Raw genomic sequence first — 26,899 nt, 5'->3', positions numbered from 1 at the left:
TTAAAAAGTTATACTTATTTATAATATATCTATCTTTCCCATTAGATCTTCTGGTTTTGCATAGTAAAACCCTTGTCCATAATCAATACCCAAATCTTTTACTACATTGTGAACTTTTTCACTATCAATAAACTCTGCAACTGTTTTGATTTGGGATTTCTTTGTAAGGCTTAATATTGACTCTACAATATTTCTTGAGTTAATATCTTTATCAATATTTTTTATTAAGCTACCATCAATTTTTACAATATCAGGTTTCATATTTAAAAGTTGTGTATAGTTTGAATAACCACTTCCAAAATCATCAATTGCGATTTTGCAGTTATATTTTCTTACTAGATTTATAAATGAATTGATTTGTTCATAGTCTTTTATCTCAGAGCTTTCAAGTATCTCAAATGTTATTAGACCTGCAATATCTTCATTGCATTGTAATAAAATTGCAATATAGTTTAGTACATCATTGTTAATTATGTCTTCAAATGAGATATTAATAGATATAGGAATATTTGTTGATTTTAAAAATCCAATCGATTTTCTTAATACATTTTTTGTTATATCAGAATACATTTTTGATTTTTTTGAGATTTCAAGAAATTCATAGGGAGATATTACTTTGTTTTCTTTTTCATCAATAAGTCTTACTAGGGATTCGTATTTTACTACTTCTTTTGTTTCTAAAGAAACAATTGCTTGGAAATAGGGTAGAATCCTATCATTTTCTAAAGCATCTTTTATCTTTAGCAACATATCAAAGTTTTTTAGATCACTTGTTTTTTTATTTATATCATGATTATAAGTAGCTATTTTATTATAACTTTTTTTATTTTTTGAGATTGTTTCTTCTGCCGTTAATATATATGGCACAGAATCAGAAACTCCTATATTTATTGAAACGGGTACTTCAAAATTATCATATATAAATTTATGGGATTCAAATTTTAACATCAAATCAATTGCTTTTGTATTTACATGCTCAATTGTTTCATTTTCATAAAAAATTGCAAAAATGTCACCATAAAGTCTATATGCAAATTTAGATTCTTCTTTTAATAAATTGGCAACTGATTTTAATATTTCATCTGCTCCTTCATAAGTAAGCAATGAATTTAATTTTTTAAAATCAATTATATCTATTAATAAAAGAGTTCCTTTTTTATCTTTTAAATCATTATTTAAAGTATTTCTACCTTTTAGTTTAGTAAGTTCATCATAAGATAGAAAAAATTCTTTTTCTTCTTGGTATTGAATAACTTTTGTAATGTCAACCCTAATAACCATAAATTCTAATATATTATTATTCTTATCTTTTAGTGGAACGACAGTTGTTATAAAGTGTTTTATCTCGCCATTTTTGCATAAGCCTTTAAGTTGACCTTTCCAAACCCCTTTGTCTTCTATAATTTTAACTCCATTTAATATATATTCTTTTTTTATTTCACTTGGGAATAAAATTTGATGATCTCTTCCTATTAATTCCTCTTTTGCGTATCCAAATGTTTGACAAAAAAGCTCGTTTACGTGAAGTATTTTTAAATCTTTAGACAATCTTAATATAATGGTTGTTTTATCCAATGTCTCTTCATATAGTTTTGAGATATTATTTATATCTTCAAGTTTGTCATAGGTTATATTAAATTGTTTTTTTAAAAACTCTTTTCTTTTCTCAAGTTCAGTAATATCTGTTCTTAAAGCAATATATTCAATAATTTCACCATTGGAATCTAAAATAGGATTAATAATAGTATATACCCAATAATAATCCCCATCTTTTTTTTTATTTTTAATCTTTCCTTTCCAAACTTGCTTTAAATCTTTTATTATATGCCACATTGTTTTAAAAGTTTGAGAACTCATATCTGGATGTCTAATTATCTTGTGAGGTTTACCTAATAATTCATTACTACTATAGCCAGAGATTTTACAAAATTTATCATTTACATAAGTTATGATACCTTTGCTGTCTGTTTTAGAAACAATTGAATATTTATCTATAGTCTCTTTATATTGATTTAGTAATTTGTGCTTGGATGCAGTTATCTTTAACTTATTTAGAATCTCAAAACAGTTATCAATCTTGTAAACTATCTCTTCCATTGTAATAGGCTCTTTTACAAAATCAAAAAAATCAAAATTTAAATCTTTTTTTATATTTAAAAATTGATTTGAGGTTTTTTTTACAACAACAATTACAAATAAATTTGGTTTAATTTTTAATAATGATTTTAAAAGTTTTAAATAATCTTCGTTCATATCAATTATGAGTAAACTAATATCTAAACTATTAAATAAAAAATTTATTTTTTCTATTTCTTCTAAGACAAATGAATTATAGTTTTTAGTAGATGATAATGATTTAAATTTTTTGTAATTATTATTAATGTTTATAATATTACTTGAGATTAAAATATTTTTATTATTAATTGTTCCTTCAACTAAAAAATGATTTATATCTTGCATGTATTGACCTCAAAAAATATTATTTTAAACTTATCGATTTTAAACAACCCCTTTACAAAACAATCTAAAAGTTTATAATAGTAATTATTTTATCAAGAAAATAATCATTATTAACTTAAGTTAAATATATATAGAAAAATTAATTTGATATTTTAAATAATTATCCTCAATATTTTTATTAAATATAAAAATTCTAAACCTTTTATATTGGTTTTTATCAAAATTTATGGTTAGAATATAAATAAAAAGAAAAGGAAAAAAATTGAGTTTTTTTATTAGCAAAGAGAATATAAATATCCCAAATATGATATATGGTACTGCATGGAAAAAAGATAAAACTTCAAATTTAGTTTATGAAGCATTAAAAGAAGGTTTTAAAGGAATTGATACTGCAGGACAACCAAGACACTACAATGAAAAAGGTGTAGGTGAGGGAATAAGTAAATCTATTAAAGATGAAATTATAACAAGGGATGATCTATATATTCAAACAAAATTTACTCCCATAGATGGTCAAGATAAAAATAATATGCCATATGAAATAACAGATGATTTGAAAATGCAGATTAGAAAATCTTTTGAAAACTCAAAAACAAATCTCCAACTTGAATATATAGATTCATATATCTTACATTCTCCTATTTTTCCTGGGAAAAAACTAATTGAAGCTTGGCTTACTATGGAAGAGTTCTATTTTTCAAAAGAAGTTGGACAATTAGGAATTAGTAATTGTTACGATTTGGATGTTTTAAAATATTTATATAAAAATAGCAATATTAAGCCTGCAATTTTACAAAATAGATTTTATGCTCAAAGTGGGTTTGACAAAGATATTAGAGTTTGGTGTAAGCAAGAGGGTATTGTATATGAAAGTTTTTGGTCCTTAACTGCTAATCCAGAGATTGTGAATTCATCACTAATTAATCAATTGTCAAAGAAATATAATAAAACTAAAGAACAGATATTTTATAAATTTTTAAATGAGCTTGAAATAATTCCTCTAAATGGAACAACATCAAATGAACATATGAAATTAGATTTAAACATAAAAGATTTTAATTTAGAAAAGAGTGAGATAGAAACTATAAATAGTTTGTTATAGGGTAAAGGTTATTGAACCTTTACACCATATTTTTGAAGCATCTCTACCCAAGATACTTTATTACCTTTTGTATCAAATACAGAAGGTGTTCCTCTAACGCCCAATTTATTTGCAATTTCCATTTGTTCTTGAAGAGTTTTTTCTAATTTTGCTAACTCTTTTTCGTCAATTTTTCTATTTACAAATGCAGGTGTGTCAGCTTTTGTCGTTGTCATAGCTTTTACTTTATCTTCATAAGATTTTTGACTCATAATATAAAGTGAAATATCTTTTGCATTTGCATGACTTGGTAAAGGATAGAAAAATACTCTAATTTTTACTTTATCTTCAATTTGAGAAAAGTATGATTCAAATTTTTTACAATATGGACACTCAGGGTCTGTAAATAATACATACTCATCAGTACCTTTCCCAAAAGTAAAGGCTTCTTTGTCTAATGTAAGTTTTATATCAACTGGTAAATCAGGAATAGCAAGTGCTCTTCCAGAGTCTGTATTTACAACATCCCCAGCAATTAAATATTTTTTATCTTTAGTTAAGTAGATTTTACTTTGTTGACCTCTCACATTTACATTTAAAAGATACATATCTCCCGAATCAAAACCTCTAAGAACTTTTACTTGAGCACCTTGAAAAAGATTTAATGATTCAATCTCTTTAACTAATTTATCTGAAATTTGATCCATTGCATTTGCAAATGATGTTAATGCAAAAAGAACTAAAACGGTTTTCATAAGTTTTAACATTTTTTTTCCTAATTTTAAAAATAGCCAATATAATACACTTTTTATGTTTAGAAATTGTGAAGTTTTTTCTATAAAATCAATTTTGCAATAATATAAGTGGTGATAAATGAAAATAAAATACCATATCCCACAATTGCAGAACTTAATCTTGGTGCTAGTCCTGCCATCGATGCAATTGCACCAGCAGTTATCATAGGTGCCATTCCAGCTTCAAATATTGAAACTAGTGCAGATGTTGAGTTCCATCCAAAAAGCTTGATTATAAAGAATGCAATTATTGGTGCAATTACTAATTTAATAAATAAAGACACACTAAATGGCTTTATTTCATGCCCTGGAAGTTTCAGTTGTAATTGAAGACCTACAGCTACAAGGGCCACTGGTACAATAGTACTTGCAAAAGAGCTTAGCACTGAGCTTATTATAGGATTATATTCAATGCCCATTAAAAATAATGATAAAACCAAGGCAATAAATGGAGGGAAAGTTATAACCTTAAAACCAATTATTCTTAATGTTAAGTTTTCTTTACTTGAATAAAATGAGGCGATAAAAGTCCCATATGTAGCTAGGGCAATAAATGTTCCTAATTGGTCATAAACTAAGACATAGGGTAAGGCTTCTTCTCCCATATATGCATTTACTATTGGTATCCCCATAAATGAAGAGTTTGTTAAAATAGTTACCAATAAAAGAGAACCTGTAATCTCCTTAGAAAAAGAGAATAGTTTTGAAACTATCAACGTTAAAACAGCAGTTATAATCATAACAAGCCATGAGATAATAACTGGGATCATCATATCCATTGAAAAGTGAAGTTTTGGTATTTGTAATAAAATCATCGCAGGTAAGGATATATAGATTAAAAACTGATTTAATACTACAGGGGCATCTTTAGGTAAAACCTTTAAATACTTTAATAAATATCCTGCAATAATTGCAAGTAGGATTAATGCAAAGTTTTCCATTCTTGTTTAATTACTTAATTAAATTTGTATCGCAATTATCTTCATAGGTTGTTTTTCCATACTCTTCAACATAATCTATTCCCCATTTATACATTTCGTCTAAAATTGGTCTTAGTCTATTACCTGCATCACTTAAAGAATAAACTACTTTAGGTGGGACTTCTGCAAAAACTTCTCTTATAATTATATTTTTTTCTTCTAATTCTTTAAGTTTTACGGTTAATGTTTTTTGTGTAATTTCAGAAATCTCTTCATGAAGCTCTTTAAATCTTTTATTTCCATCTAAAAGATGCCAAATAATTGCAAGTTTCCATCTATCATTAAAAATATCAAGAGTTACAGATACTGAACACTTATATTCTTTATTATTAATTAAATACATAATATTTCCTTTTCTTGAATAATTATAACATAAAAGAATTAAATCTCTATTACTTACCTAAAGTAAAGTAAGATACATTTAAGTTTGTAAGGTATATAATTTTCAAAATGAAAGGATTTATATGAGGAATGTATTAATTATAAATGGACACCAGCATTATGATAATGTTGCTGAAGGTAATTTAACTAATGATTTAATTAAGTGTGCTAAAACTTTTTTTGAGAAAAATGATTTTGAAGTAAAATCTACACATATAGATAAAGCTTATGATGTAGAAGAGGAGAAAGAAAAATTGGTATGGGCAGATTATGTATTCTTTCAATATCCTGTTTATTGGATGGGCTTACCTTGGATTACAAAAAAATATTTTGATGAAGTTTTAACTGCTGGAATTCATTATGCAAACGATGGACGAAGTAGGGAAGATGCATCAAAAAAATATGGGAGTGGTGGATTATTAAGTGGTAAATATATGCTTAGTTTAACATATAATTGTCCCACATCAGAGTTTTCAAATAAAGATGGATATTTTGAAGGTTTATCTTTAGATGAAGCAAATTTAAGTACTCATAAGATTTTTCAATTCTTAGGTTTAAATCCTCTAAAAACTTATTCTGTTCATGATATTTTTAAAGGTGATTTAGATTTAGATTTAGAAAAAGAAAAATTAAACAATATACTAAAAGAAAATTTTCTTTAAAAACAAATAGGTAAGATAATATGAATCAAACAATAGAACAATTAACTTCTAGAAAATCTATTAGAGAGTTTACCGGTCAAAGTGTTGAAGAAGAAGATTTAGAACTTATTATGAAAACAGCACAAAGATGTCCCACTTCAGTAAATGGACAACAAATATCTTTAGTGTATACAAGAAATAAAGAAACTATAAACAAGATTGCTAAATTAGCAGGTGGACAAAAACAAGTTGAAAATGCAGATGTTTTTATAACTGTTGTTGTTGACTTTAATAGGACTAGTTTTGCAGTATCCCAAACAAATGAGATTCAAAATATTGATAAATCAGCAGAAGGTATTTTAGTTGGTGCAGTTGATGCTGGGATTATGTTAAGTGCCCTACAAGTTGCTGCTGAATCTTTAGGTTATGGAACTACAGCAATTGGCGGAATTAGAAATAATCCAGATGAGATGATTGAACTTCTAAATCTACCAAAAAAGACTTATCCTATTGTTGGAACAACTATAGGTGTAGCTACAAAAGAATCTAAAGAGTCGCCTCTTAAGCCTAGAATTCCTTTTGAAAGTTTTGCACTTAAAGAGGTTTATGATAATGAAAAAATAAAGGAAGGTGTACTAAAATATGAAGTTCAATTAAAAGATTTTAGAGTTAAAAACAATATGAATTATATGCAATCATATTGTGAACAAATGTCAAATTATTATAAAAAAATATATAATAGAAAAGTTGCAAAAAGTTACCAAAACCAAGGTTTTGAGTTTATAGACTAATTTGTAGAACAACTAGTTGTTCTCTTTAGAGTTTGCTACTTTAGTAATTTTTTATAAATTACGTTAAAAGTAGTTAATATTAATTTGGTCCCTGAAAAAATGGGACATTTTTTAAGGAAGATATATGGAAAAAACATTTATGGAAGCTATGGACTTTAGACATGCTTGTAAGATATTTGATGAGAATAAAAAGGTTTCTGATGAGGACATGAATTTTATTTTAGAGGTTGGTAGAAAATCACCATCTTCTTTTGGTATGGAAGCTTGGAAGTTTTTAGTTATAACAAATGAAGAATTAAAAGCAAAATTAAGACCTTTTTGTTGGGATCAACCTCAAATTACTACTTGTTCTCATTTAGTAATTGTCTTAGCAGGAATTGAAGGTGTTAAACCAGAAAGTGGAATCCCTGAAAAAAGATTTGCTAGACGTGAAATGCCAAAAGAAAAATTAGATTTTTATTTAGATCTATATGCAAATCATTTAAAAGATGTATTAAGTAGTGATGAAAATATTTACTCTTGGACAGCGAGACAATCATATATTGCAATGGGTAATATGATGACAGCCGCAGCAGTAAGAGGAATTGATTCTTGTCCTATTGAAGGTTTTGATAAAGAGGGTGTTGAAAAAGTTTTAGATTTAGATACAACAAAATATCAATTATCTTGTGTCTTACCTTTTGGATATAGAATTAATCCTCAATCTGAACAGCTAAGGGTAAAACTAGAAGATGTAGTTGAATTTATAAACTAGCTTTTAATAGCTAGTTTATAAACCATTATGATGAAAATTATAATAAATAAGCTAGCTCCAATTATCTCAAAAAAAGTTTGTACCCCAAAATTTGATACTAATGGATGAAAAACAATTGGTGAACAAAATTGTCCAAGAAACATAGAACTTGTCATATACCCAGAAGATTTAACCCTTCTTTCAAAGGTGGTTCGACTTAACATCCAAGCAGTTACATTTGTCATCATTACTCCACCACCAAAACCTAAAATAGCACTTGTAAAGAAAAATAGTTTTAGATTATTTACTAATCCAATACCAATAAAACCAATAGCAATAATTGTTAATGCTATGATATAAATTGAAAAAAAGTCAAATCTTTTTTTTAGTTTAGAAAAGCTTATTGCACCTAAGGCATTAGCAAAAAATGCCAAACCTATAATAAAACCTGCAACTTTTCCTGAAGCTTCGAATGTATCTATTATTAAAAATGGAATTTGTGTTGGTAGAATAAAAAATATTAACATATAAAAAAAGCCTAAAAAATATATTCCAATTAGTTTTCTAGGTACAGTAATTTCTTCTTCTGAAGAGAATAACTCATCTTTTCTTTTTTCAACTAAGAACATATATGCAATAGGTATAAGTAAAAACCCCATTAGATATATACCAAAGGGAAATCTCCAGTTTATATCTGATAAAATTCCACCTCCTATGACAAAGGTGATACCTCCAATTGCCATAAAAGCACTTTGGAAGCCCATAAACTTGTGTCTTGCTTCACCTTGAAAATAATCACCTACTAAAGAGGTTGAAACTATCATTAATATGGCAACAGAAATACCAAACATTGCCCTTGATAATAAAAATGCTTCAATATGGTCTAAAAATAGTCCTGCACTTCCTGTCATTGCAAAGATAAATAAAGCAACTAAGGCTGAATTCTTTTTACCAAATCTAAAAACAAAATGGCCTAGAAATGGTGCAAGTAAAGCAATAGAAAGGGAAGGTAAAGTCAATATTAATCTTGAATAAAATTCTATATTTTTAATATCACTGAAATAATCTTGTAATCTTGGTAGGGCAGTTACAATAGCAACATTGGACATCATTGTTGTCATTGAAATTAGAAGTAAGGTGAAGATTGCTGTTTTTTTTATTTTTTTGCCTTTTATGGTCATATGTTCTATTTGTGAAACTTTACTACTCTTATGCTATAATTTCCCTTACAAAAAATCAAAGGTATAGTAATAATGGATAAAATTGAGGTTAAAACTCAAAAATTTATAATTAAGTTTTTCCCAGAGATAATGGTTAAGGGTACAAAAGCTAAAAGACAAATGATAGATCAACTTCTAGGAAACCTTAGAAAGTTAGTTGGAAGAATAGATGAAACGGCAAGCTTCAAAAAGTTTTTTGATAAGATTGAAGTTGTTTGTAGTATTGAATATGTAACTGAAATTAGATTGAAGTTACAAGAAACACCAGGTATAGAAGTTGTTCAAGAAGCTATACAAATTGATAATATGCATTCTTTAGATGATATAAAAATTGTTGTAAATGAATATCTGTATAAAGAGATTATTGGGAAGACATTTGTTGTAAGGGCAAAAAGAACAGGGACTCAAGAGTTTAAATCAATTGATATAGAACAAACTGTTGGCGGTTATATGCTTGCAAAAAACCCTGATACAAAAGGAGTCAAGCTAAAAGGTGCTGAAGTTACCATAAATGTAGAACTTGTTCATTCTCAATTAAATATCATTACCAATAAGTTTAAAGGACTTTCAGGTTTTCCTTTAGGGACTCAAGGGGATATTTTATCTTTAATGTCAGGTGGTTTTGACTCAACAATTGCTAGTTATCTTATGATGAAAAGGGGTGTGAAAACACACTTTATTTTCTTTAATCTTGGTGGAACTGCACATGAAATTGGCGTTAAACAAGTGGCATATTATTTATGGAATAAATTTGGCTCTTCACATAAAGTATCATTTATTACAGTTCCTTTTGAAGATGTTGTAACTGAAATATTTAATTCTACAAGTGAATCTTATATGGGTGTTACCTTAAAAAGATTAATGCTAATGGCAGCTGAAAGATTAGCAGATGAGAGAAAAATAGATGCTTTAGTTACAGGTGAAAGTGTTGCTCAAGTTTCTTCTCAAACTCTTAGAAATCTTGCTTTAATTGATAAAGTTACTAATAAATTAGTTTTAAGACCTCTTGCAACTATGAATAAACCTGAAATTATGGAAATGGCTGCAAAAATTGGTACAAGAAGATTTGCTGAAGCTATGCCTGAGTATTGTGGAGTTATATCAAAAAACCCAGTTACCCATGGTTCTTACGATAGAATGGAAAAAGAGGCTAAGAAATTTGATTATTCTGTTTTAGACAAAGCAGTAGAGAATGCAATTGAAACAAATGTGGATGAAGTTGTAAATCAAATTGAAGATATAGGTCAAATTGAAATTATAAATGATTTAAGTGGCGCAGATTATACAGTTATAGATATTAGGCAAGGTGATGCTTGTATTCAATGTGATTGTGAAACTCTAAAAATTCCATTTTATAATTTAAAAAATGAGTTTAAAAAATTACCTCAAAATAAACAGTATCTATTTTATTGTGATAAAGGGATATTAAGTCAATTACATGCACAATATTTAATTGATTCTGAAAATTATAATAATATTAAAGTTTATAGACCTATAAAATAGAAAAAAAGAGTATATTTACTCTTTTTGACTGTGTGTTCTCACTTTAATATGATAAAATATTTTTGAATTTTCTTAGGAGTTATTTTATGATAAAAGTAAATGAACACAAAACAAATAATAGTCCACGTTTTTTAATGGTTTTATCAGTACCATTGATTCTTTTTTTAATATTGCTATTGGGGTACAATAGTTTTATTCCTTTAAAAGTTGAAATACATTCAATAATCATAATCTTTTTTATACTTGTAATATTTATTTCATTTATTACACACAATGCCTGGTATTCTTTTGCACAATATAAAAATACAATTTATGATGTTATTGAAGAGGTTGATACTTATCTTAATCAAAACCAATTAGTTTTAGCAGGGAAGAAAAAGGCCTTAGCCAATATAGAACCATTTTTTCAAAGACATTTTGAAGAGATTAGGAATGACAATTTCGCAAGTATAGCAACATCAATTTTTCCTACACTTGGTATTTTGGGAACTTTTTTAGCAATAGCAATCTCAATGCCAGATTTTACTGTTGAATCAAAAGAGGCTTTAGAAAGTGAAATTACAGTTTTATTAAGTGGAGTTGGAACTGCTTTTTATGCTTCTATTTATGGTATTTTCTTATCAATATGGTGGGTTTTTTTTGAAAAAAGGGGATTAACAAAAATTGAAAATGAGATGAATGAGATTAAATTACAATATAAAGAGTTAATTTGGGAAAAAGAGGAGATTGAGTTATACAAAATTTTAGAAGCTCAAGATCAAAATCAAAAGTTTATTGAAAAAATTGAAAATGTTGTTACACCTGAATATATAACTAAGCTTGATAAAATTGCTCAAGAAAAAATTGACAAAATAAATGCCTTAGATGATGAGTATAAAGTTAGTGAACAAAGGTTAACAAAAAATTTAGCATCTTTAGGAAAAGTATTTGAATTAACCTCAGTAAAACAAAATGAACTATTAGAAAGTTTTGAAAAGATAGAAAACTCATTAAATAAGTCAAGTGAGGTTTTTGATAAAAGTGTAAATGAACAAAAGTCTAATTCTAAAGCTTTAAATAATGAAATTTATTCTGTTTTATCATCTTTTGAATTAGTTTCAAGGGATTTGAAAACTTTAGGGAAAGAATTAATTGATGCAAAATAAAAACAATAATACTAATTTTTGGATATCTTATGCTGATTTAATGGCAGGACTTCTTTTTGTTTTTATCCTTTTAATTGGTGCAATTATTGTTAAATATTCTTTACTACAAAGTGAATCAAAACAGTTGGAACAAAATCTTCATAAAGAAAAACTTGCCTTGGAAAAAAATAAAGAAGAACTAGAGAAAAATAAACAAGAGTTAAATAAAAAAGAGGAAAGAATCAAAAATGTTTTGACTAATTTATCTTTATTGGAAATAAAATATAAAAAAACAAAAGAGGACTTAAAAGATTCACTTATATTAAATGAAGAGTATAAAACACAAATAAAAAACAAAGAAGAGTTACTAGTAAAAAGTCAAAAAAATATTGATGATTTAAAAGATAATATAAATGAAACTAAATTAAAGTTAGACATAAGTTTAAAAGAAAAAGAGCAATTAGCTTTATCTGTACAAGAGCTAAAAGAGCTTTCAAAACAAAAAGATCAAAAACTAGATGAACTACTAGAAGAGGTTTTAGCAAAAAGAAGTTTGATTGAGTCTTTTGAAGATAAAACAAAAACGTTAAATGATGAAATTGCTTTAATGACTCAAAAACTTAAAACTTCGGAAAAATTGCATGATGAATTATCTTCTCAATTACAAAACACAAAAGAGAAAATCAAAAGTTTTACAGGTATAAAAGTAAAAGTAATCACTTTACTTAAAAAAAGTTTAGGTGAAAAGATACAAATTGATCCAAAAAATGGAAGTTTAAGATTATCATCAAAGGTTTTATTTGATGAGGGTGAATATGTATTAAAAGAGGATTCAAAAAGTGCCTTAAAGAGTGCCTTATATGACTATTTTCAAACAATCTTAGATAATAATGAGATAAATAAACATATTGATAAAATAGTAATTGAAGGGCATACAAATTCAAAAGGTACATACCTTTATAATTTAGAATTGTCTCAAAAAAGAGCATTTTCAGTTATGGACTTTTTATTAACCCTTGATTTTAATAATCATGAAAATCTAAAAGAGTTAATACTTGCAAGTGGTAGGTCATTTTTGGACCCAATTTATAAAGAGGATGGAACAGAAGATAGTGATGCTTCAAGAAGAATTGAGATAAAACTTAGGCTTAAAAATGAAGATGCAATTAAAGAGATTGGTAAACTTTTACAATAAACTTGTTTAACCTTTCATATATTTTTTTTTGATATAATCGCGATAGATTAAGATAACGGAGTTTAGAAATATGGTTCAAGTAGTAAACTTAAAAAAAGCATTCGGACCAAGAGTGCTTTTTCAAGATATAAATTTAAAACTAGATGTTGGGAAAAGATATGGTCTTATTGGTGCTAATGGTGCTGGTAAATCAACTTTTTTAAAGATTCTTTGTGGTGAAGATGATGCAACTGAAGGTGAAGTTCAAGTCCAAAATGGCAAAAAAGTTGGTACATTAAGCCAAAACCAATTTGCATTTGAAGAGTACAGCTTATTTGATACTGTTCTTTTAGGAAATAAAAGACTATACGATGCAATAAAAGAAAAAGAGGAACTTTATATGAGTCCTGAGTTTACTGATGAAGTAAATAGTAGACTTGCAGAATTAGAGATTGTCTCTGTTGAAGAGGATCCAACATACGAATATGATGTAAAAATTACAAAAATTTTAGAAGACTTAGGTTTCCCATCATCAATGCATCAAGATTTAATGAGTTCATTAACAGGTGGAGATAAATTTAAGGTATTATTAGCGCAAGTTTTATATCCAAAACCAGATGTTTTATTTCTTGATGAGCCTACGAATAACCTTGATATTAAAACAATTGGATGGTTAGAAAATCAATTACAACACCATAATGGTACAATGGTTGTTATCTCTCACGATAGACACTTCTTAAATGCAGTTTGTACACATATTCTTGATGTTGACTTTAAACAAATTAGAGAGTTTACAGGGAATTATGATGATTGGTATATTGCCTCAACAGTATTAGCAAAACAACAACAAGCTGATATGAATAAAAAACAAAAAGAGAAAGATGAATTAGAAAAATTCATCGCTAGATTCTCTGCAAATGCTTCAAAAGCAAAACAAGCTACTTCTAGACAAAAACAACTTGACAAACTTGATTTAGGTTCAATTCAAATTTCAAGTAGAAGAGACCCTTCAATTATCTTTAGACAAAAAAGAGAAGTTGGTAAAGAATTACTTTTTGTTAATAACATTACAAAATCATATGATGGTAACTTAGTATTAAATGATATCTCTTTCTCATTGGAAAAAGGTGATAAAATTGCATTAATTGGACCAAATGGTATTGGTAAAACTACTTTATGTGAGATTTTAGTTGGAAATGTTGAAGCTGATTCTGGTGATGTTCACTGGGGAGCAACAATTCAAAATGGATATTTCCCACAAAATGCAACTGATATAATCAAGGGTGAAATGACACTATATGACTGGTTAAGAGGTTTTGATAGAGATGCCGATATTGCAGAGATTAGAAACTGTTTAGGTAGAATGTTATTTAACGGTCAAGAGCAAGAAAAACAAGTAAAAGCTTGTTCAGGTGGAGAAAAACACAGAATGATGCTTTCAAAAATCATGTTAGAACAACCAAATTTTATGGTTTTAGATGAGCCAACAAACCATCTAGACCTAGAAGCAATTATTGCACTTGGTGAAGGATTATTAGAATATCCTGGTTCTGTTATTTGTGTATCACACGATAGGGAATTATTAGATGCCTTTGCAAATAGAATTATTGAGATTCAAGAAGATGGTTCAATTATCGATTTTAAAGGTTCTTACGAAGAATTTATCGAGAGTAAAGAAGAGGCTTAAGCCTTTTCTTTAATGAAAATGTACCGCATGCCTAGAAGACATTCTTTGTTCTCTTCTTTTTATGGCATCTTGATATCTTCTCTTTTCATCCTCTGTTTTAGGTTCTAACTTAGGAACTGATACTGGTTCACCTTCTTCATCTACTGCAACCATTGTAAAGTAGCAAACATTTGTATTTTTTATTGTATGGTCTTTGATATCTTCTGAAATCACTTTAATACCAATCTCCATTGAGGTTCTTCCGCTATAATTTACCGATGCATGAAAAGTTACAAGTGAGCCAATTTTTATAGGGTCTTTAAATAGTACCATGTCAACAGATAATGTTACCGCATAAGTTTCAGTATATCTAGCAGCACATGCATATGCCACTTGGTCTAACATTTTAAGAATCTCACCACCATGTACATTTTTACCAGTAAAGTTTGCTTTTTCTGGTGTCATTAACATAGTCATAGTTAATGATTTTTCTCTTTTCTTTTCATTCATTTTTTTACCTTTTTAGATAATTAATCTATTATAAAACAATTGGCTATAAAAAAAGATGATTTTATAGTAATTATTTTATAATTTTTCAAAACTATATAAAAAGGTAACATCGCAACTTATCATATAATTGTAGCTTCTAATTATAATTTTTGTAATATTGATACTTTATTGATACACTTCTTTGTTATTATAAAATTATAAATGATTAATTAAGGATTTATTATGAAGTTAAAAAGCCTACAGAAAATATTATCAGTTCATTTTTTTAGATATTCTTTAATACCAATTTTTATTGTTGAAATCACATTATTAGTTATGTACTTTTCTATAAATGCTTATATTTCATCAAAAAATACTGATCTATTATTAACTGAAGCACAATCTCATACACAAGAGGTTTTAAAAAGTGAATCTATTATTATAAGTGATAAATTAGAAGAAGTCAGCAGATTAGCTAAAATCTTACAATTTGAACATCAAGAGTTATTTAAAAAACCATATAACTTTACATTGCCAAATGAATTACCTACTTTTAATGTAGCCAAAAATGGAGTTTTTTACAAAACAAATAAAATAGGTTCGTCATTATATTATTCTTCAAAAACTAATATTACACAAGTTCAAAAAGATAAAGCAACTTTTACAGAATCTATGGATACTAATTTTAAAAGTATGGTTGATACAAACCCAAATATCGTTGCAGCATATTTTAACTCATGGGATGATATGAATAGACTTTATCCTTTTATTGATGAAGTGTATACTCAGTATGGTCCCCATATTCATATGGAAGATTATAATTTTTATTTTCTAGCAGATAAAAAACACAATCCTAAGAAGCAACCAGTTTGGACTGGAGCATATTTAGACCCTGCAGGAAATGGTTGGATGTTATCTTGTATAGTCCCTATTTATAATGGTGATTTTTTAGAGGGGGTTACAGGGATTGATATTACAATTGATAGTTTTGTAAAAAATATTTTAGATAGAAAATTACCTTATAATGCAAATATTTTCATGGTTGATAAAGAGGGTATGATTATTGCGATGAATGAAAAGATAGAAAATCTATTGGGATTAAAAGAGTTGAAAGAGCATTTATATACCGATGCAATATTAAAAACAATAGAAAAACCAGAAGAGTTTAGTATCTTAAAAAATAAAAGTCCATTTGCTTCACACTTTAAAAAACTTATTGAAAATGATGGAGAAATTTCTTCTTTAAAAATTGAAGATAGTGAATATTTAACACTACAACAAAATGTTGATGAAACTGAGTGGAAACTAATGATTTTAGTGGATAAAAACGAAATCTTTAAATCAATTAATGAATTAAAAAATCTATCTGATAAAATAGGTTATTATGCAATAGGTTTATTGCTTTTATTTTATGTTATATTCTTCTATTTACTATTAAGAAGAATAACTATCTTTTCAAAAACTATTACAGAACCAGTTGCAAAACTTTCTGAACAAACATCTAAGATAAAAGATGCAACTAAGATAAAAGTTGAACTTGTAGAAACTGATGTCTTAGAGATGCAACAGCTAAATGATAACTTTTCAAAGATGATAAATGAGTTAAGTATTAAAACAAAAGAGTTATACAAAGCGGTTAATATAGCAGAAGAGCTATCTAAAGCAAAAGATGAGTTTTTAGCAAATATGAGTCATGAATTAAAAACCCCTTTAAACTCAATTAATTTAATCAGTTCTATTATGCTTAAAAATAAAAAAGGGAACTTAGAAGGTAAAGACTTAGATAGCTTAAAGGTTATTAATAACTCTGGTAATGACTTACTATTTTTGATAAATGATGTTCTAGATATCTCAAAACTTGAAGCTGGTGAAATAAAATTAAAATATGTAGATATAAAATTATGTGAATTTATTAGTGAAATATATAATGGTTTTAAAGTACAAATGGAAGAGAAAAACTTAGAATTTACTGTTAATTGTGATAACTCAATTGGGTATATATATTCAGATGAAGACAGAATTAAACAGATAGTAAAAAACCTACTTAGTAATGCCCTTAAATTTACTGAAAGTGGTCAAATTAGTATTAATGTAACATTAGATAATGATATATTAACTATTGAAGTAAAAGATACAGGTATAGGAATATCACAAGATAAATTAGAGTTTATCTTTGATAGATTTAAACAAGCTGATGCTAGTACAACAAGAAAATATGGAGGAACTGGTTTAGGGCTTTCAATCTCGAAACAACTTGCAAATTTACTTGGTGGAGATATTAGTGTTGAAAGTGAAGAAGGCGTTGGTTCAATATTCAAAGTCACACTACAAGCTAATAAATATAAGATAAATGAAGAATTGTTAGAACAAAATAGAGATTTACATATAAGAAGAAAAGAAAAATTGATTGTTTTCAATAATGATCCAGTAAATTTTATAACCTTAGTTGTTAGTCTTAAAAAAGATTATGAAGTTGAAAATTTAAATAGTTTTAATGAGTTTTTATATAAATTAGAATATGAAAAATATAAATATATAATTGTTGATGCCTCAGATTTAAAACATTTTGAACTTTTAAAATTAAAAGATTTTAAAAACAAAACTTTAGTTGTATATACGGATGGACAAAGTAACCAATCACAAATTCAAGAAGAGTTTAATTTTAGCTATAAAAAGCCAGATGAATTAAAGTTAATCTCTGATTTTATTGAAAAGGAAAAATAATGGATAAATTCAATATTTTAATTGTTGATGATATAGAAGCAAATCTATTTTCTTTGAACTTGTTGTTAGAAAGTAGTTTTGATAATTTAAACATTATAGAAGCAACAAGTGTAAAAGATTCAATTAAACAAATTATGAAACACAATGTTGATTTAGTTTTAACTGATATCCAAATGCCAGAAGCAAGTGGTTATGATTTGGCTGAATATTTGCTAAGTATTGAAGAGACAAAAGATATCCCTATTATTATGATTTCAGGGATATATGAAGATGATATTTATAAAAAGAAAGCTTTTAATAGCTCTAAAAATGTAGTTGATTTTATAACAAAACCAATAGATGATGAATTATTAGTTCAAAAATTAAAAGCATTTATGAACATAATAAATTCTATGAAGGAAAATAAAATTAAGTTAAAGCAAAAAGAATTAGAACTAAAAAGAGATAAAAAAATCACTAATATGCTTGGTACAATAGAGCAACATTTTGATAATAAAATAGAAATTAATGAAGAAGAGGTTTATGAGTATCTAATTAAAGAAGATGATTTAATCAATCTTGATGATATTATTAAGAAATAAGTTTTCTTATCTCTTCTTCGTTAAAAGGTTTTTCAAAAAAAGAATTAAAATTTGTTGAGATAATATTTTTTGAAGTAGAGTTTTTATCTGTAATTGCAATTATCTTCTTTTCATATTCTTTTAGTTTTAGTATATCTACCGTTTCTAAATTACTAAAGTCAACTATAATATAATCAAAATTATCATTAGCGATATTTTCAAACAATTCCTGTGAAGTTGATACTGAATTAACAATATAATCATTTTTTAACTTGATAATTAAATTGATGAAATTTAAAGGGTCATGGTTAAGAACTAATATTTTTTTATCTTTAATTTTATTTTGGTTTTTTATCTTTTCAATTAGCTTATGGTCTAATTTATTTTCATTTATAAGAATTGAAAATTTAAATGTAGAACCAAGATTTTTACTACTTTCAACACTAATATCTCCACCAAGTAGATTTGCAAGTTGTTTCGAAATTGCTAAGCCAAGACCAGTTCCCCCAAATTTTCTAGTGGTACTTCCATCTGCTTGTTTAAATCTATCAAAAATCTTTCCAAGCTTTTCTTGAGGAATACCAATCCCTGTATCTGTTACAGTTACATCTAAAAATTTATTATTTTTTTCAACAGAAATTTTTATAAAACCTTCATGTGTAAATTTAAATGAGTTACTAATGAGGTTTTTTACAATTTGCTTTAATCTTAATTCATCGGAATGAATAAATCCAATATCCTTATCACATATTAATTCAAAATCAAAAGACTTAAGATTGGCCTGCATTTTAAAGCCATCATATATTTCTGTAAAAAAGTTAAAAACATCAATATCGACATTATTAATATTAATCTCACCCGCTTCAAGTTTTGATATATCTAAAACATCATTTATAAGTTCCAATAAGTCTTTACCTGCTTTATTTACTATATTAATGTTTTGTATATCTTTTTGGCTTAGATTCCTATTTTTGTTTTTTGACATAACTGAGCTTATTACATTAATAGAGTTTAAAGGGGTTTTTAATTCATGACTCATATTTGCTAAAAAATCATCTTTTTCTTTGTTTGCCAATTCTAACTCTTTTTTTTGTGATTCAAGTTTATTGGTTAAATCTTTAAGTTTTTTTGTTCTATTTAAAAGATTTTCTTGCATATAAACAAAAGATTTAGATAAAGAACCAATTTCATCATCGGTATTTGTATATGGTATTTGGGGAGATTTGTTTTTACCAATATCTATTGCTATATTAGATAGTCTAGTTAGTTTTTTTGTTAGTTTTGAACCAATAAGATAAGATAAAATTGTTGAAATTAATATTTCAATAAATATGATTATCAAAGTTTTTTCTTTATTGTTTTGAATGAATTGATTAGTTTCAGAAAGGTCAAAAACTAAGTACATTGAACCTAAAGTTGTATCTTCTTCTTTGATACTAATATGTTTAACCTTATAAACTTTATCTTCAAAATTCAAGGTTTTATCTTGTTTTATTCTTATTAATTTTTCAACATTCAAATTTTCAAGTTTGTAATAAGTTGATACTATTTTTTCTTGGGCATTTAATATAATTATTGAGTTGAGTATTGTATCATCTTGAGCTTTTTCAATTATATTATCTAAGGTTGCTAAATCATATATACTTAAGGGTACTTTTACTAAATCCTTTAAAAATCTTGTTTTTGAGTCTATATTATCATTTATTAGTTTATTTGATGAATCAACAATGGCTATAAAGTTTATTGAAACAATTAAGGTAATAAAAAATATCTCAAGTAAAACAAAAGATATAATAAACCTATATTTAAATGACATTTTATCTCTTTATAGTGATTTTACAGATTTTATAATTTCATACTCATCTGAACTTGTTTTTATAAATTTTTTAATACTTAAAGTTTTAGTTAAATCCTTAGGCATTGATAAAAAGGCATCTTTTATTTTTTTTACAATATCTTTATTTAATCTTGGATGAAAAGCAATTGGATGACTTGGATATTCATTTGTTTTATAGATAATATTTAGCTTATCTTTATCATTCTTATCTATAAAGTTATTAAAGGTTCTAATAATTCCTCCACCTATATATCCAATATCTCTAGAGATTCCTTTATAAACAGAATCATGGGAATTTACATACAAAACTTTTGCTTCCTTATCAATATCAAAGTTAAATTGATTTTTTAATTCAAACTTTGTTAGAAGTGTTGCTGCAAAGGCATTTGGAGCAGGGAATAAAAAAGTTTTTCCTTGTAGATTTTCTTTCGTAAAAGGTATACTTTTTTCTTTTGCTAATAAAATACCAACGATATTTTTATTTGCTCTTGTAAAAGCTTCATAATTTTGTTTCTGATTTGCCACTATAAAATGGTAAGGGTTCATATAAGCTATATCATATTCACCACTATATAGTTTTTTTTCAAAGGTTGGTATCGATTTTTCAGTTTTAAAAACTATATCATAAGCAGTTTTTTCTTTTAAATATTTTGTTACCTTTGACCATTTTTTAGCTAATTTTAAAGGACTTTGTTGGGGTACTACACCTAATGTTATAGTTTGTGCAAACATTAAAGTTGAGACACTTAAAATTAAAATTAATTTCTTCATAAAAAAGTTCCTTAGTAAAACAATTAATATAATTTAGCTAAAAAATGTATCATAATAATATCATTATAACTTAAATCATTGAATTCATTTGTTCTTCAGTTAAAGTCTTAACCCCCAAATCAATTGCCTTATCATATTTACTTCCCGCGTCTTCACCGAAAATCAGATAATCTGTTTTTTTAGAAACAGACGAACTAACCTTTGCTCCTAATTCTTCAAGTTGTTTTTTAATTATTCCTCTACTAACGCTCATAGTCCCTGTTAAAACTATTGTTGTACCTTTAAATGCATTTTCACTAATTTCTTTTTTTTCTTCAACTTCAGGGTTGATTATCTCAATTAATTTTAGAACTAAGTCATGATTTACTCTCATAAACTCTACATATGAATTAGCCATCTGTTCACCAATTCCATCAAGGGCTATTAATGAATCAATATCTATATCAATAACTTTTAGACCAAACTCTAGACAGATTTGTTTAGATGCTACTTCTCCAATATGTTCAATTCCTAAAGCATTTATTACTCTATGAAGAGCAGTGCCTTTTGTCTTTTCTATTGCATTTAAAAGGTTATTGATTTTTTTCTCTTTAAACCCCTCAAGGTTTTCTAAATCTTCATATTTTAAAGAGTATAAATCTAAAATATCTTTTATTTTTTCTTGTCGTACTAGTAGTTCAACTATTTTATTTCCAAGGCCATCAATATTCATACAGTTTTTACTTGCAAAGTAAATGATTGAATTAACTACAATAGAGGGACAATCTAGATTTTGACACTTAATCATAGTCCCTTCATCAAGTAGTTCACTAGTACATTGTGGACATTGTGTTGGTCTTGAAATAGGGTGTTCATCGCCACTTCTTCTGTCAGTAAATACTTTTGTGATTTTAGGAATAATATCACCACTTTTTATAATAATTACTTCATCATTGATTCTTAAATCTAGTCTTTCAATCTCATCAAAATTATGTAGTGTGGCACGGCTTACTGTACTTCCATCTATAAGCGTTGGTTCAACTGAAGCCACAGGAGTTATAACACCAGTACGTCCTACTTGTAAGATAATATCTTTTATCTTTGTAGTTTTTTCAACAGCTGGAAATTTATAGGCACAAGACCATCTAGGGAATTTAACTGTATAACCTAACTCTTCACAAGTTTCGATGTCATTTATCTTTACAACCATACCATCAAGCATCATTGTAATTTCATCTCTAGAAGCTATGATTTTATGATAAACCTCTTCTATTTGCTCTACATCTGAAACTAGTGTTTGAAGTGGGGGTTTAACAAATCCCAATGAATAAATGTAATCCATTTTGTCTTTTAATTTTGTATGTTCTAGTGAATTTTCTCCAATTCCCCATACATTAAAAAATAGTTTTCTTTGAGCTGTTATATTTGGGTCTAGCTGTCTTAAACTTCCTGATGCTGCATTTCTTGGGTTTGCAAATAAAGCTTCATTGTTTGCCAATCTTTGTTCATTTATCTTTTCAAAATCTTTTTTTCTAATAACAATCTCACCTCTAATTTCTATTAAAGATTTCTCTTTAATTTCTAAAGGAATAGAGTGTATTGTTTTTACATTATTAGTAACATCTTCTCCGATACTACCATCACCTCTGGTGATAGCTTGTTTTAATAAACCATTTTCATAAATAAGATTTAAACTTGCTCCATCAAATTTTGGTTCACAATAAAACTCTAAATTATTATTTACTTTTTTAGCTCTTTTGATCCAGTCTTCTAACTCTTGTGTATTAAAGACGTCTTCTTGTGACCACATTCGTGATAGGTGCGATGCTTTTTCAAATCCATCTAAAACAAAACCACCAACTCTTTTGTTTGGCGAATTTTGATGTGATAAAGTAGGGTTTTCTTGCTCAAAAGCAAGGCAAGTCCGTGAAAGCTTATCATATTCTTCATCCGTTGCAATAGGGTTGTCTTCCACATAATATGCATGTGCCCAACTAATTAAAATTTCTATTTGTTTATCATATTCTTCTTTAGTCATTATATTCCTAGATTATATATTTTCTTCAATTGATTTAATTATTTTCTTTTATGAAAACTAGATTATACAAAAACTAAGATATAATTAACTTTTGGAGGGGAAATGACTTACGAAGAGATATTTATACTTGGTTGGAATTTGAATTTATTTATGTTTTTTTTAAATTTTTCAATTGCAATTGGAACCATGAGTAAAAGAAGTAAAGATCAACTTTACAGAGAAAATCAAATACTTAGTAACTTAAAAGAGGAGTTTGATAAATACTATCCTTATAGAAAATATGAAACATTTGTAACATATCTTATTCCCTTTACAGCTTTTTTTAGAATGTCTTATAGACTTTTAGAAATGGGAGCTTTTTTTAATAGAAATAAAGGATGTACAATATTTGATTATATGGTTTACAAATATGAATCAGATATTACATTGGCAAAAAATAAATTAAGATAATGTCATCTATTTTTATAAAGAGTAATCCCTTTGATAATGACTCTTTAATTAAAGAGGTTCAAGGGCTTAATCTAATAAAAGAAAGTCTACTAAAAACTAACAACAATTATCTAAAAATACCTGAGATTATTAGTGTAAACAAAGATGAAATTCAAATGAAGAATATTCAAACTTCATTGACAAATGAATACTTGGTTGAAAAACTAGCCCTTGGATTAGCAAAACTACATGAACAAAAAAATAGATCATATGGTTTAGAGTATGATAATTATATTGGTTTAAATCCTCAAAAAAATATTATTATTGATAATTGGGGTGAATTTTTTACTAAATTTAGATTAGCCTATCAAATAAATTTAATAAAAGACAAACAAATAAAACAAGATTTTAAAACTTTTTTAGATGAAAACTTTAAAAAAATAGTAAACTTTTTAAATGATACTACAAGCTATGCATCACTAGTTCATGGTGATTTATGGTCAGGAAATGTTCTTTTTTCAAAAAATGATGTTTATCTTATTGATCCAGCTGTTTATTATGCAGATAGAGAACTAGATATTGCTATGACAGAACTTTTTGGTGGTTTTAGTAATTCTTTTTATGAAATCTATAACAGTTATTTACCATTAAGTAAGAGTTATAATATTAAAAAAATAATATATAACCTATATCACTATTTAAATCATTATAATCTATTTGGCAGTTCATATTTAAATAGTTGTTTATCTAGTATAAAATTTATAAATGAAAAAATATGAATAATATTCTAAAACAATTTTTAGGCTTTTATGAAACAAATTATTTATTTAAAGATTTAGATGGTCTTAAACAATTTGATTTTGAATCAATAGATTTAGCAACTATTCAAATTGATAAATTAAAAATAAATCAAAAACTTCCTTTAGGTAAAAGGGTAGAACTTTTTTTTGAATACTATTTATTTTTATCAAAAAGGTATGAACTTTTTAGGAAAAATATTCAAATAATTGATAATAAAAAAACATTAGGTGAAATAGATTTTATAATTTTTGACAATAAAGAAAAATGTTTCAAACATATTGAACTTGTATATAAATATTACCTATATGATATTAGTTTTGAAAAAGAATTAGATAGATATATTGGACCAAATAGAGATGATACATTAGTTAAAAAATTAGATAAATTAAAACATAAACAACTTCCCTTACTTTTCAATGAAAAAACGAAACCTTATTTAGAGGAAATTGATTTAAATAATATTAAACAAGAGGTTTGTTTTAAGGCAAATATTTATATGCCTTTTTATGAAAAAATTTTAAATATTCAATTTAATGAAAATATCCGAGGTTTTTACGTTAGTTTTGATGATTTTAAAAGGGATGAATATTTTAGAAAATGTGAGTATATAATGCCCCATAGGTATGATTGGGTTGATTTTACAATATCTCAATGTTCTTTTGAAACATTTAATGAAACATTAGCTCAAGTGGAGTTTTTTATAAATTATAAAAAATCTCCACTTTTGTGGTTAAAAAATAAGAACAAAATTTTTCAAGTGTTTATTTTATCTTCTTGAATATATACTTCACTACCCATTTCTTTAAAAGTCATTGACATCTCTTCCATTCCTTTTTTCTTAGCAGTTTCAACATCTTCTCCGATTGATTCTGCATAGTCTCTTACTTCTGCAGAGATTTTCATAGAGCAAAACTTTGGTCCACACATAGAACAAAAATGTGCTACTTTTGCAGAATCTTTTGGTAAAGTTTCATCGTGATAATCTCTTGCTCTTTCTGGGTCTAAACCTATATTAAACTGATCTACCCAACGAAACTCAAATCTTGCTTTACTCATAGCATCATCTCTTGCTCTAGCACCTGGATGTCCCTTTGCAATATCTCCAGCATGGGCTGCTATTTTATATGTAATAAGACCTTCTTTAACATCTTCTTTATTTGGTAACCCTAAGTGCTCTTTTGGAGTTACATAACATAACATTGCACAACCATACCAAGCAATCATAGCTGCACCAATTCCAGATGTAAAATGATCATATCCAGGAGCAATATCAGTTGTAAGTGGTCCTAAAGTATAAAATGGAGCTTCATGACACCATTCAAGTTGTTTTTCCATATTTTCTTTGATTAGATGCATAGGAACATGTCCCGGACCCTCAATAATTGTTTGAACATCATGTTTCCAAGCTATTTTTGTTAATCTTCCAAGCTCTTTAAGTTCTGCAAATTGTGCTTCATCATTAGCATCTGCTGCACTTCCTGGTCTTAAACCATCTCCTAGAGAAAATGTAACATCATATGTTTTCATAATCTCACAAATCTCTTCAAAATGAGTATTTAAAAAATTTTCTTTGTGGTGATGAATCATCCATTTAGCCATAATAGAACCACCTCTTGAAACAATTCCTGTAACTCTTTTTGCCGTCATTGGTACATGATGAAGTAACAATCCAGCATGAATAGTAAAGTAATCAACTCCTTGCTCTGCCTGTTCAATCAAGGTATCTCTAAATACTTCCCATGTTAAATCTTCTGCAATTCCATTTACTTTTTCAAGTGCTTGATATAAAGGAACTGTTCCAATTGGAACTGGCGAATTCCTTAAAATCCAATCTCTCGTTGTATGGATATCTTTTCCTGTTGATAAATCCATAACAGTATCTGCACCCCATCTAGTAGACCAAACCATTTTTTCAACTTCTTCTTCTATAGATGAAGTAAGAGCTGAATTACCAATATTTGCATTTACTTTTACTAAAAAGTTTCTTCCTATAATCATAGGCTCAACTTCTGGGTGGTTGATATTACAGGGAATTACAGCTCTTCCAGCAGCAACCTCACTTCTTACAAACTCAGGAGTAATAGCTTCAGGAAGGTTTGCCCCAAAGTTTTTACCTTTTAACCTTTTTTCTCTTTCTTCATCATTTAAATACTCTTTACCCATAGAAAGATTTTGATTTTCTCTTAAAGCTATAAATTCCATTTCAGCAGTTATGATACCTTGTCTTGCGTACCATAATTGAGATACATTTTTATCTTTTTTTGCTCTTTTAGGAGTTCTTGCAAGTCCTTTTGAACCTGCTACAACTTTATTTAACATGGTCTCTGAAGTATAGCCATTGTCATTGGGAACTAAGATTCTTCCTTCATATTCTTCTGTATCACATCTGCTTTCAATCCAAGTTTTTCTGATTTGGGGGATACCTTTTGTCACGTCTATTTCTATACTTGAGTCTGTATATGGTCCAGAAGTATCATAAACACCTAAAGTTGTTTTGTTTGTTAGTTCAATTTCCCTAATAGGAACTTTTATATCTTTATAGATATTACCTGTTAAGTATATTTTCCTAGAAGCTGGTAGAGGCTCTCTTGTTAAAATACTATTTGAAGCCGTTTGTAAAGTTTCTTTTTTTGTCATTTTTTTTCTTTCATTTTTTATTTTTCCATGAAAGAAGAGAGAAGTTATTATAATATAAAAGAATTGCCAATATAAAATTGACAAAA

The 26,899-nt window shown here is 27.1% G+C and carries 23 protein-coding genes; 13 read left to right on the top strand and 10 right to left on the bottom strand.

Annotation, left to right across the window (positions count from 1 at the left end):
* Positions 1-18: 18 nt before the first annotated feature.
* On the bottom strand, positions 19-2,460 hold the full coding sequence (locus tag AC2TY9_RS12240) for a bifunctional diguanylate cyclase/phosphodiesterase (protein ID WP_489777788.1): 2,442 nt from the start codon (positions 2,458-2,460) through the stop codon (positions 19-21).
* A 262-nt stretch (positions 2,461-2,722) separates the two neighbouring features.
* Here AC2TY9_RS12240 and AC2TY9_RS12235 point away from each other — a divergent pair, with 262 nt between their 5' ends.
* On the top strand, positions 2,723-3,562 hold the full coding sequence (locus AC2TY9_RS12235) for an aldo/keto reductase family protein (protein ID WP_489777787.1): 840 nt from the start codon (positions 2,723-2,725) through the stop codon (positions 3,560-3,562).
* 8 nt (positions 3,563-3,570) lie between these two features.
* On the opposite strand, the gene AC2TY9_RS12230 is transcribed toward AC2TY9_RS12235, so the two are convergent.
* The 3 genes from AC2TY9_RS12230 to AC2TY9_RS12220 all read right to left on the bottom strand — a co-directional run bounded on the left by AC2TY9_RS12230 (position 3,571) and on the right by AC2TY9_RS12220 (position 5,658).
* On the bottom strand, positions 3,571-4,308 hold the full coding sequence (locus tag AC2TY9_RS12230) for a DsbC family protein (RefSeq protein WP_489777786.1): 738 nt from the start codon (positions 4,306-4,308) through the stop codon (positions 3,571-3,573).
* Between the two features lie 68 nt (positions 4,309-4,376).
* On the bottom strand, positions 4,377-5,276 hold the full coding sequence (locus tag AC2TY9_RS12225; RefSeq protein ID WP_489777784.1) for an AEC family transporter: 900 nt from the start codon (positions 5,274-5,276) through the stop codon (positions 4,377-4,379).
* 10 nt (positions 5,277-5,286) lie between these two features.
* Complete coding sequence (locus AC2TY9_RS12220; protein ID WP_489777783.1) at positions 5,287-5,658, bottom strand: winged helix-turn-helix transcriptional regulator; 372 nt, start codon at positions 5,656-5,658, stop codon at positions 5,287-5,289.
* Between the two features lie 121 nt (positions 5,659-5,779).
* Between AC2TY9_RS12220 and AC2TY9_RS12215 the strand changes: the two genes are divergently transcribed.
* From AC2TY9_RS12215 to AC2TY9_RS12205, 3 genes are all read left to right on the top strand, one after another.
* Positions 5,780-6,358 carry an NAD(P)H-dependent oxidoreductase gene (locus AC2TY9_RS12215; RefSeq protein WP_489777782.1) on the top strand — a complete coding sequence of 193 codons (579 nt, stop codon included), beginning with the start codon at positions 5,780-5,782 and terminating at the stop codon, positions 6,356-6,358.
* A gap of 20 nt (positions 6,359-6,378) precedes the next feature.
* Positions 6,379-7,128, top strand: coding sequence for a nitroreductase family protein (locus AC2TY9_RS12210; protein ID WP_489777781.1), 750 nt, complete (start codon positions 6,379-6,381; stop codon positions 7,126-7,128).
* A gap of 124 nt (positions 7,129-7,252) precedes the next feature.
* Positions 7,253-7,882, top strand: coding sequence for an NAD(P)H-dependent oxidoreductase (locus tag AC2TY9_RS12205; protein WP_489777780.1), 630 nt, complete (start codon positions 7,253-7,255; stop codon positions 7,880-7,882).
* Here AC2TY9_RS12205 and AC2TY9_RS12200 read toward each other — a convergent pair.
* Positions 7,879-9,042, bottom strand: a complete 1,164-nt coding sequence (locus tag AC2TY9_RS12200) for an MFS transporter (protein WP_489777779.1) — start codon at positions 9,040-9,042, stop codon at positions 7,879-7,881. The genes AC2TY9_RS12205 and AC2TY9_RS12200 overlap by 4 nt on opposite strands.
* A 72-nt stretch (positions 9,043-9,114) precedes the next feature.
* Here AC2TY9_RS12200 and thiI point away from each other — a divergent pair, with 72 nt between their 5' ends.
* From thiI to AC2TY9_RS12180, 4 genes are all read left to right on the top strand, one after another.
* Entirely contained in the window at positions 9,115-10,584 is a 1,470-nt protein-coding gene (gene thiI / locus AC2TY9_RS12195; RefSeq protein ID WP_489777778.1) for a tRNA uracil 4-sulfurtransferase ThiI, read from the top strand.
* An 86-nt stretch (positions 10,585-10,670) separates the two neighbouring features.
* Positions 10,671-11,729 (top strand): MotA/TolQ/ExbB proton channel family protein, encoded by a 1,059-nt coding sequence (locus AC2TY9_RS12190; RefSeq protein WP_489777776.1) that lies wholly within the window; start codon positions 10,671-10,673, stop codon positions 11,727-11,729.
* On the top strand, positions 11,719-12,903 hold the full coding sequence (locus AC2TY9_RS12185; protein ID WP_489777775.1) for an OmpA family protein: 1,185 nt from the start codon (positions 11,719-11,721) through the stop codon (positions 12,901-12,903). Before AC2TY9_RS12190 ends, AC2TY9_RS12185 begins: the two co-directional genes overlap by 11 nt.
* A gap of 70 nt (positions 12,904-12,973) precedes the next feature.
* Complete coding sequence (locus AC2TY9_RS12180) at positions 12,974-14,569, top strand: ABC-F family ATP-binding cassette domain-containing protein (protein ID WP_489777774.1); 1,596 nt, start codon at positions 12,974-12,976, stop codon at positions 14,567-14,569.
* A 9-nt stretch (positions 14,570-14,578) separates the two neighbouring features.
* Here the strand turns inward: AC2TY9_RS12180 and AC2TY9_RS12175 are convergent, their stop codons facing one another.
* Positions 14,579-15,058, bottom strand: a complete 480-nt coding sequence (locus tag AC2TY9_RS12175) for an acyl-CoA thioesterase (protein ID WP_489777773.1) — start codon at positions 15,056-15,058, stop codon at positions 14,579-14,581.
* A 222-nt stretch (positions 15,059-15,280) separates the two neighbouring features.
* Here AC2TY9_RS12175 and AC2TY9_RS12170 point away from each other — a divergent pair, with 222 nt between their 5' ends.
* The gene (locus AC2TY9_RS12170; RefSeq protein WP_489777772.1) at positions 15,281-17,761 is read left to right on the top strand and encodes a sensor histidine kinase; all 2,481 of its coding nucleotides are present in this window, start codon (positions 15,281-15,283) and stop codon (positions 17,759-17,761) included.
* Positions 17,761-18,342: a response regulator gene (locus tag AC2TY9_RS12165; RefSeq protein WP_489777771.1), complete on the top strand. Its 582-nt coding sequence runs from the start codon at positions 17,761-17,763 to the stop codon at positions 18,340-18,342. Before AC2TY9_RS12170 ends, AC2TY9_RS12165 begins: the two co-directional genes overlap by 1 nt.
* Here the strand turns inward: AC2TY9_RS12165 and AC2TY9_RS12160 are convergent.
* The 3 genes from AC2TY9_RS12160 to ligA all read right to left on the bottom strand — a co-directional run bounded on the left by AC2TY9_RS12160 (position 18,332) and on the right by ligA (position 22,946).
* The gene (locus tag AC2TY9_RS12160; protein WP_489777770.1) at positions 18,332-20,137 is read right to left on the bottom strand and encodes an ATP-binding protein; all 1,806 of its coding nucleotides are present in this window, start codon (positions 20,135-20,137) and stop codon (positions 18,332-18,334) included. The two genes, AC2TY9_RS12165 and AC2TY9_RS12160, sit on opposite strands and share 11 nt — an antisense overlap.
* Positions 20,138-20,146: 9 nt before the next feature.
* Positions 20,147-20,929, bottom strand: coding sequence for a phosphate/phosphite/phosphonate ABC transporter substrate-binding protein (locus AC2TY9_RS12155; RefSeq protein ID WP_489777769.1), 783 nt, complete (start codon positions 20,927-20,929; stop codon positions 20,147-20,149).
* A gap of 70 nt (positions 20,930-20,999) precedes the next feature.
* Entirely contained in the window at positions 21,000-22,946 is a 1,947-nt protein-coding gene (gene ligA / locus AC2TY9_RS12150) for an NAD-dependent DNA ligase LigA (protein ID WP_489777768.1), read from the bottom strand.
* 102 nt (positions 22,947-23,048) lie between these two features.
* Between ligA and AC2TY9_RS12145 the strand changes: the two genes are divergently transcribed.
* Genes AC2TY9_RS12145 through AC2TY9_RS12135 form a run of 3 tightly spaced genes read left to right on the top strand, consistent with a single transcriptional unit; the run spans position 23,049 to position 24,954 of the window.
* Entirely contained in the window at positions 23,049-23,396 is a 348-nt protein-coding gene (locus tag AC2TY9_RS12145; protein WP_489777767.1) for a hypothetical protein, read from the top strand.
* Positions 23,396-24,154, top strand: a complete 759-nt coding sequence (locus AC2TY9_RS12140) for a fructosamine kinase family protein (protein WP_489777765.1) — start codon at positions 23,396-23,398, stop codon at positions 24,152-24,154. The genes AC2TY9_RS12145 and AC2TY9_RS12140 overlap by 1 nt, the downstream gene beginning before the upstream one ends.
* Positions 24,151-24,954 carry a DUF1853 family protein gene (locus AC2TY9_RS12135; RefSeq protein WP_489777764.1) on the top strand — a complete coding sequence of 268 codons (804 nt, stop codon included), beginning with the start codon at positions 24,151-24,153 and terminating at the stop codon, positions 24,952-24,954. Before AC2TY9_RS12140 ends, AC2TY9_RS12135 begins: the two co-directional genes overlap by 4 nt.
* On the opposite strand, the gene thiC is transcribed toward AC2TY9_RS12135, so the two are convergent.
* Positions 24,930-26,813 (bottom strand): phosphomethylpyrimidine synthase ThiC, encoded by a 1,884-nt coding sequence (gene thiC, locus AC2TY9_RS12130; RefSeq protein WP_489777763.1) that lies wholly within the window; start codon positions 26,811-26,813, stop codon positions 24,930-24,932. The two genes, AC2TY9_RS12135 and thiC, sit on opposite strands and share 25 nt — an antisense overlap.
* Positions 26,814-26,899: the final 86 nt, after the last annotated feature.

The organism is Arcobacter sp. ISO1, from assembly GCF_058105185.1.
The sequence above is the reverse complement of the archived record's forward strand: the minus strand, read 5'-3'. Positions and strand labels throughout refer to the sequence as shown.

Bases quoted from the DNA above. Each gene is read 5' to 3' on its own strand.
- ligA (WP_489777768.1), bottom strand. From the start codon at position 22,946: ATGACTAAAGAAGAATATGATAAACAAATAGAAATTTTAATTAGTTGG.
- AC2TY9_RS12135 (WP_489777764.1), top strand. From the start codon at position 24,151: ATGAATAATATTCTAAAACAATTTTTAGGCTTTTATGAAACAAATTAT.
- thiC (WP_489777763.1), bottom strand. From the start codon at position 26,813: ATGACAAAAAAAGAAACTTTACAAACGGCTTCAAATAGTATTTTAACA.
- AC2TY9_RS12205 (WP_489777780.1), top strand. From the start codon at position 7,253: ATGGAAAAAACATTTATGGAAGCTATGGACTTTAGACATGCTTGTAAG.
- AC2TY9_RS12160 (WP_489777770.1), bottom strand. From the start codon at position 20,137: ATGTCATTTAAATATAGGTTTATTATATCTTTTGTTTTACTTGAGATA.
- AC2TY9_RS12175 (WP_489777773.1), bottom strand. From the start codon at position 15,058: ATGAATGAAAAGAAAAGAGAAAAATCATTAACTATGACTATGTTAATG.
- AC2TY9_RS12225 (WP_489777784.1), bottom strand. From the start codon at position 5,276: ATGGAAAACTTTGCATTAATCCTACTTGCAATTATTGCAGGATATTTA.
- AC2TY9_RS12185 (WP_489777775.1), top strand. From the start codon at position 11,719: ATGCAAAATAAAAACAATAATACTAATTTTTGGATATCTTATGCTGAT.
- AC2TY9_RS12240 (WP_489777788.1), bottom strand. From the start codon at position 2,460: ATGCAAGATATAAATCATTTTTTAGTTGAAGGAACAATTAATAATAAA.
- AC2TY9_RS12200 (WP_489777779.1), bottom strand. From the start codon at position 9,042: ATGACCATAAAAGGCAAAAAAATAAAAAAAACAGCAATCTTCACCTTA.
- AC2TY9_RS12190 (WP_489777776.1), top strand. From the start codon at position 10,671: ATGATAAAAGTAAATGAACACAAAACAAATAATAGTCCACGTTTTTTA.
- AC2TY9_RS12170 (WP_489777772.1), top strand. From the start codon at position 15,281: ATGAAGTTAAAAAGCCTACAGAAAATATTATCAGTTCATTTTTTTAGA.
- thiI (WP_489777778.1), top strand. From the start codon at position 9,115: ATGGATAAAATTGAGGTTAAAACTCAAAAATTTATAATTAAGTTTTTC.
- AC2TY9_RS12155 (WP_489777769.1), bottom strand. From the start codon at position 20,929: ATGAAGAAATTAATTTTAATTTTAAGTGTCTCAACTTTAATGTTTGCA.
- AC2TY9_RS12215 (WP_489777782.1), top strand. From the start codon at position 5,780: ATGAGGAATGTATTAATTATAAATGGACACCAGCATTATGATAATGTT.
- AC2TY9_RS12230 (WP_489777786.1), bottom strand. From the start codon at position 4,308: ATGTTAAAACTTATGAAAACCGTTTTAGTTCTTTTTGCATTAACATCA.
- AC2TY9_RS12140 (WP_489777765.1), top strand. From the start codon at position 23,396: ATGTCATCTATTTTTATAAAGAGTAATCCCTTTGATAATGACTCTTTA.
- AC2TY9_RS12145 (WP_489777767.1), top strand. From the start codon at position 23,049: ATGACTTACGAAGAGATATTTATACTTGGTTGGAATTTGAATTTATTT.
- AC2TY9_RS12165 (WP_489777771.1), top strand. From the start codon at position 17,761: ATGGATAAATTCAATATTTTAATTGTTGATGATATAGAAGCAAATCTA.
- AC2TY9_RS12180 (WP_489777774.1), top strand. From the start codon at position 12,974: ATGGTTCAAGTAGTAAACTTAAAAAAAGCATTCGGACCAAGAGTGCTT.
- AC2TY9_RS12220 (WP_489777783.1), bottom strand. From the start codon at position 5,658: ATGTATTTAATTAATAATAAAGAATATAAGTGTTCAGTATCTGTAACT.
- AC2TY9_RS12210 (WP_489777781.1), top strand. From the start codon at position 6,379: ATGAATCAAACAATAGAACAATTAACTTCTAGAAAATCTATTAGAGAG.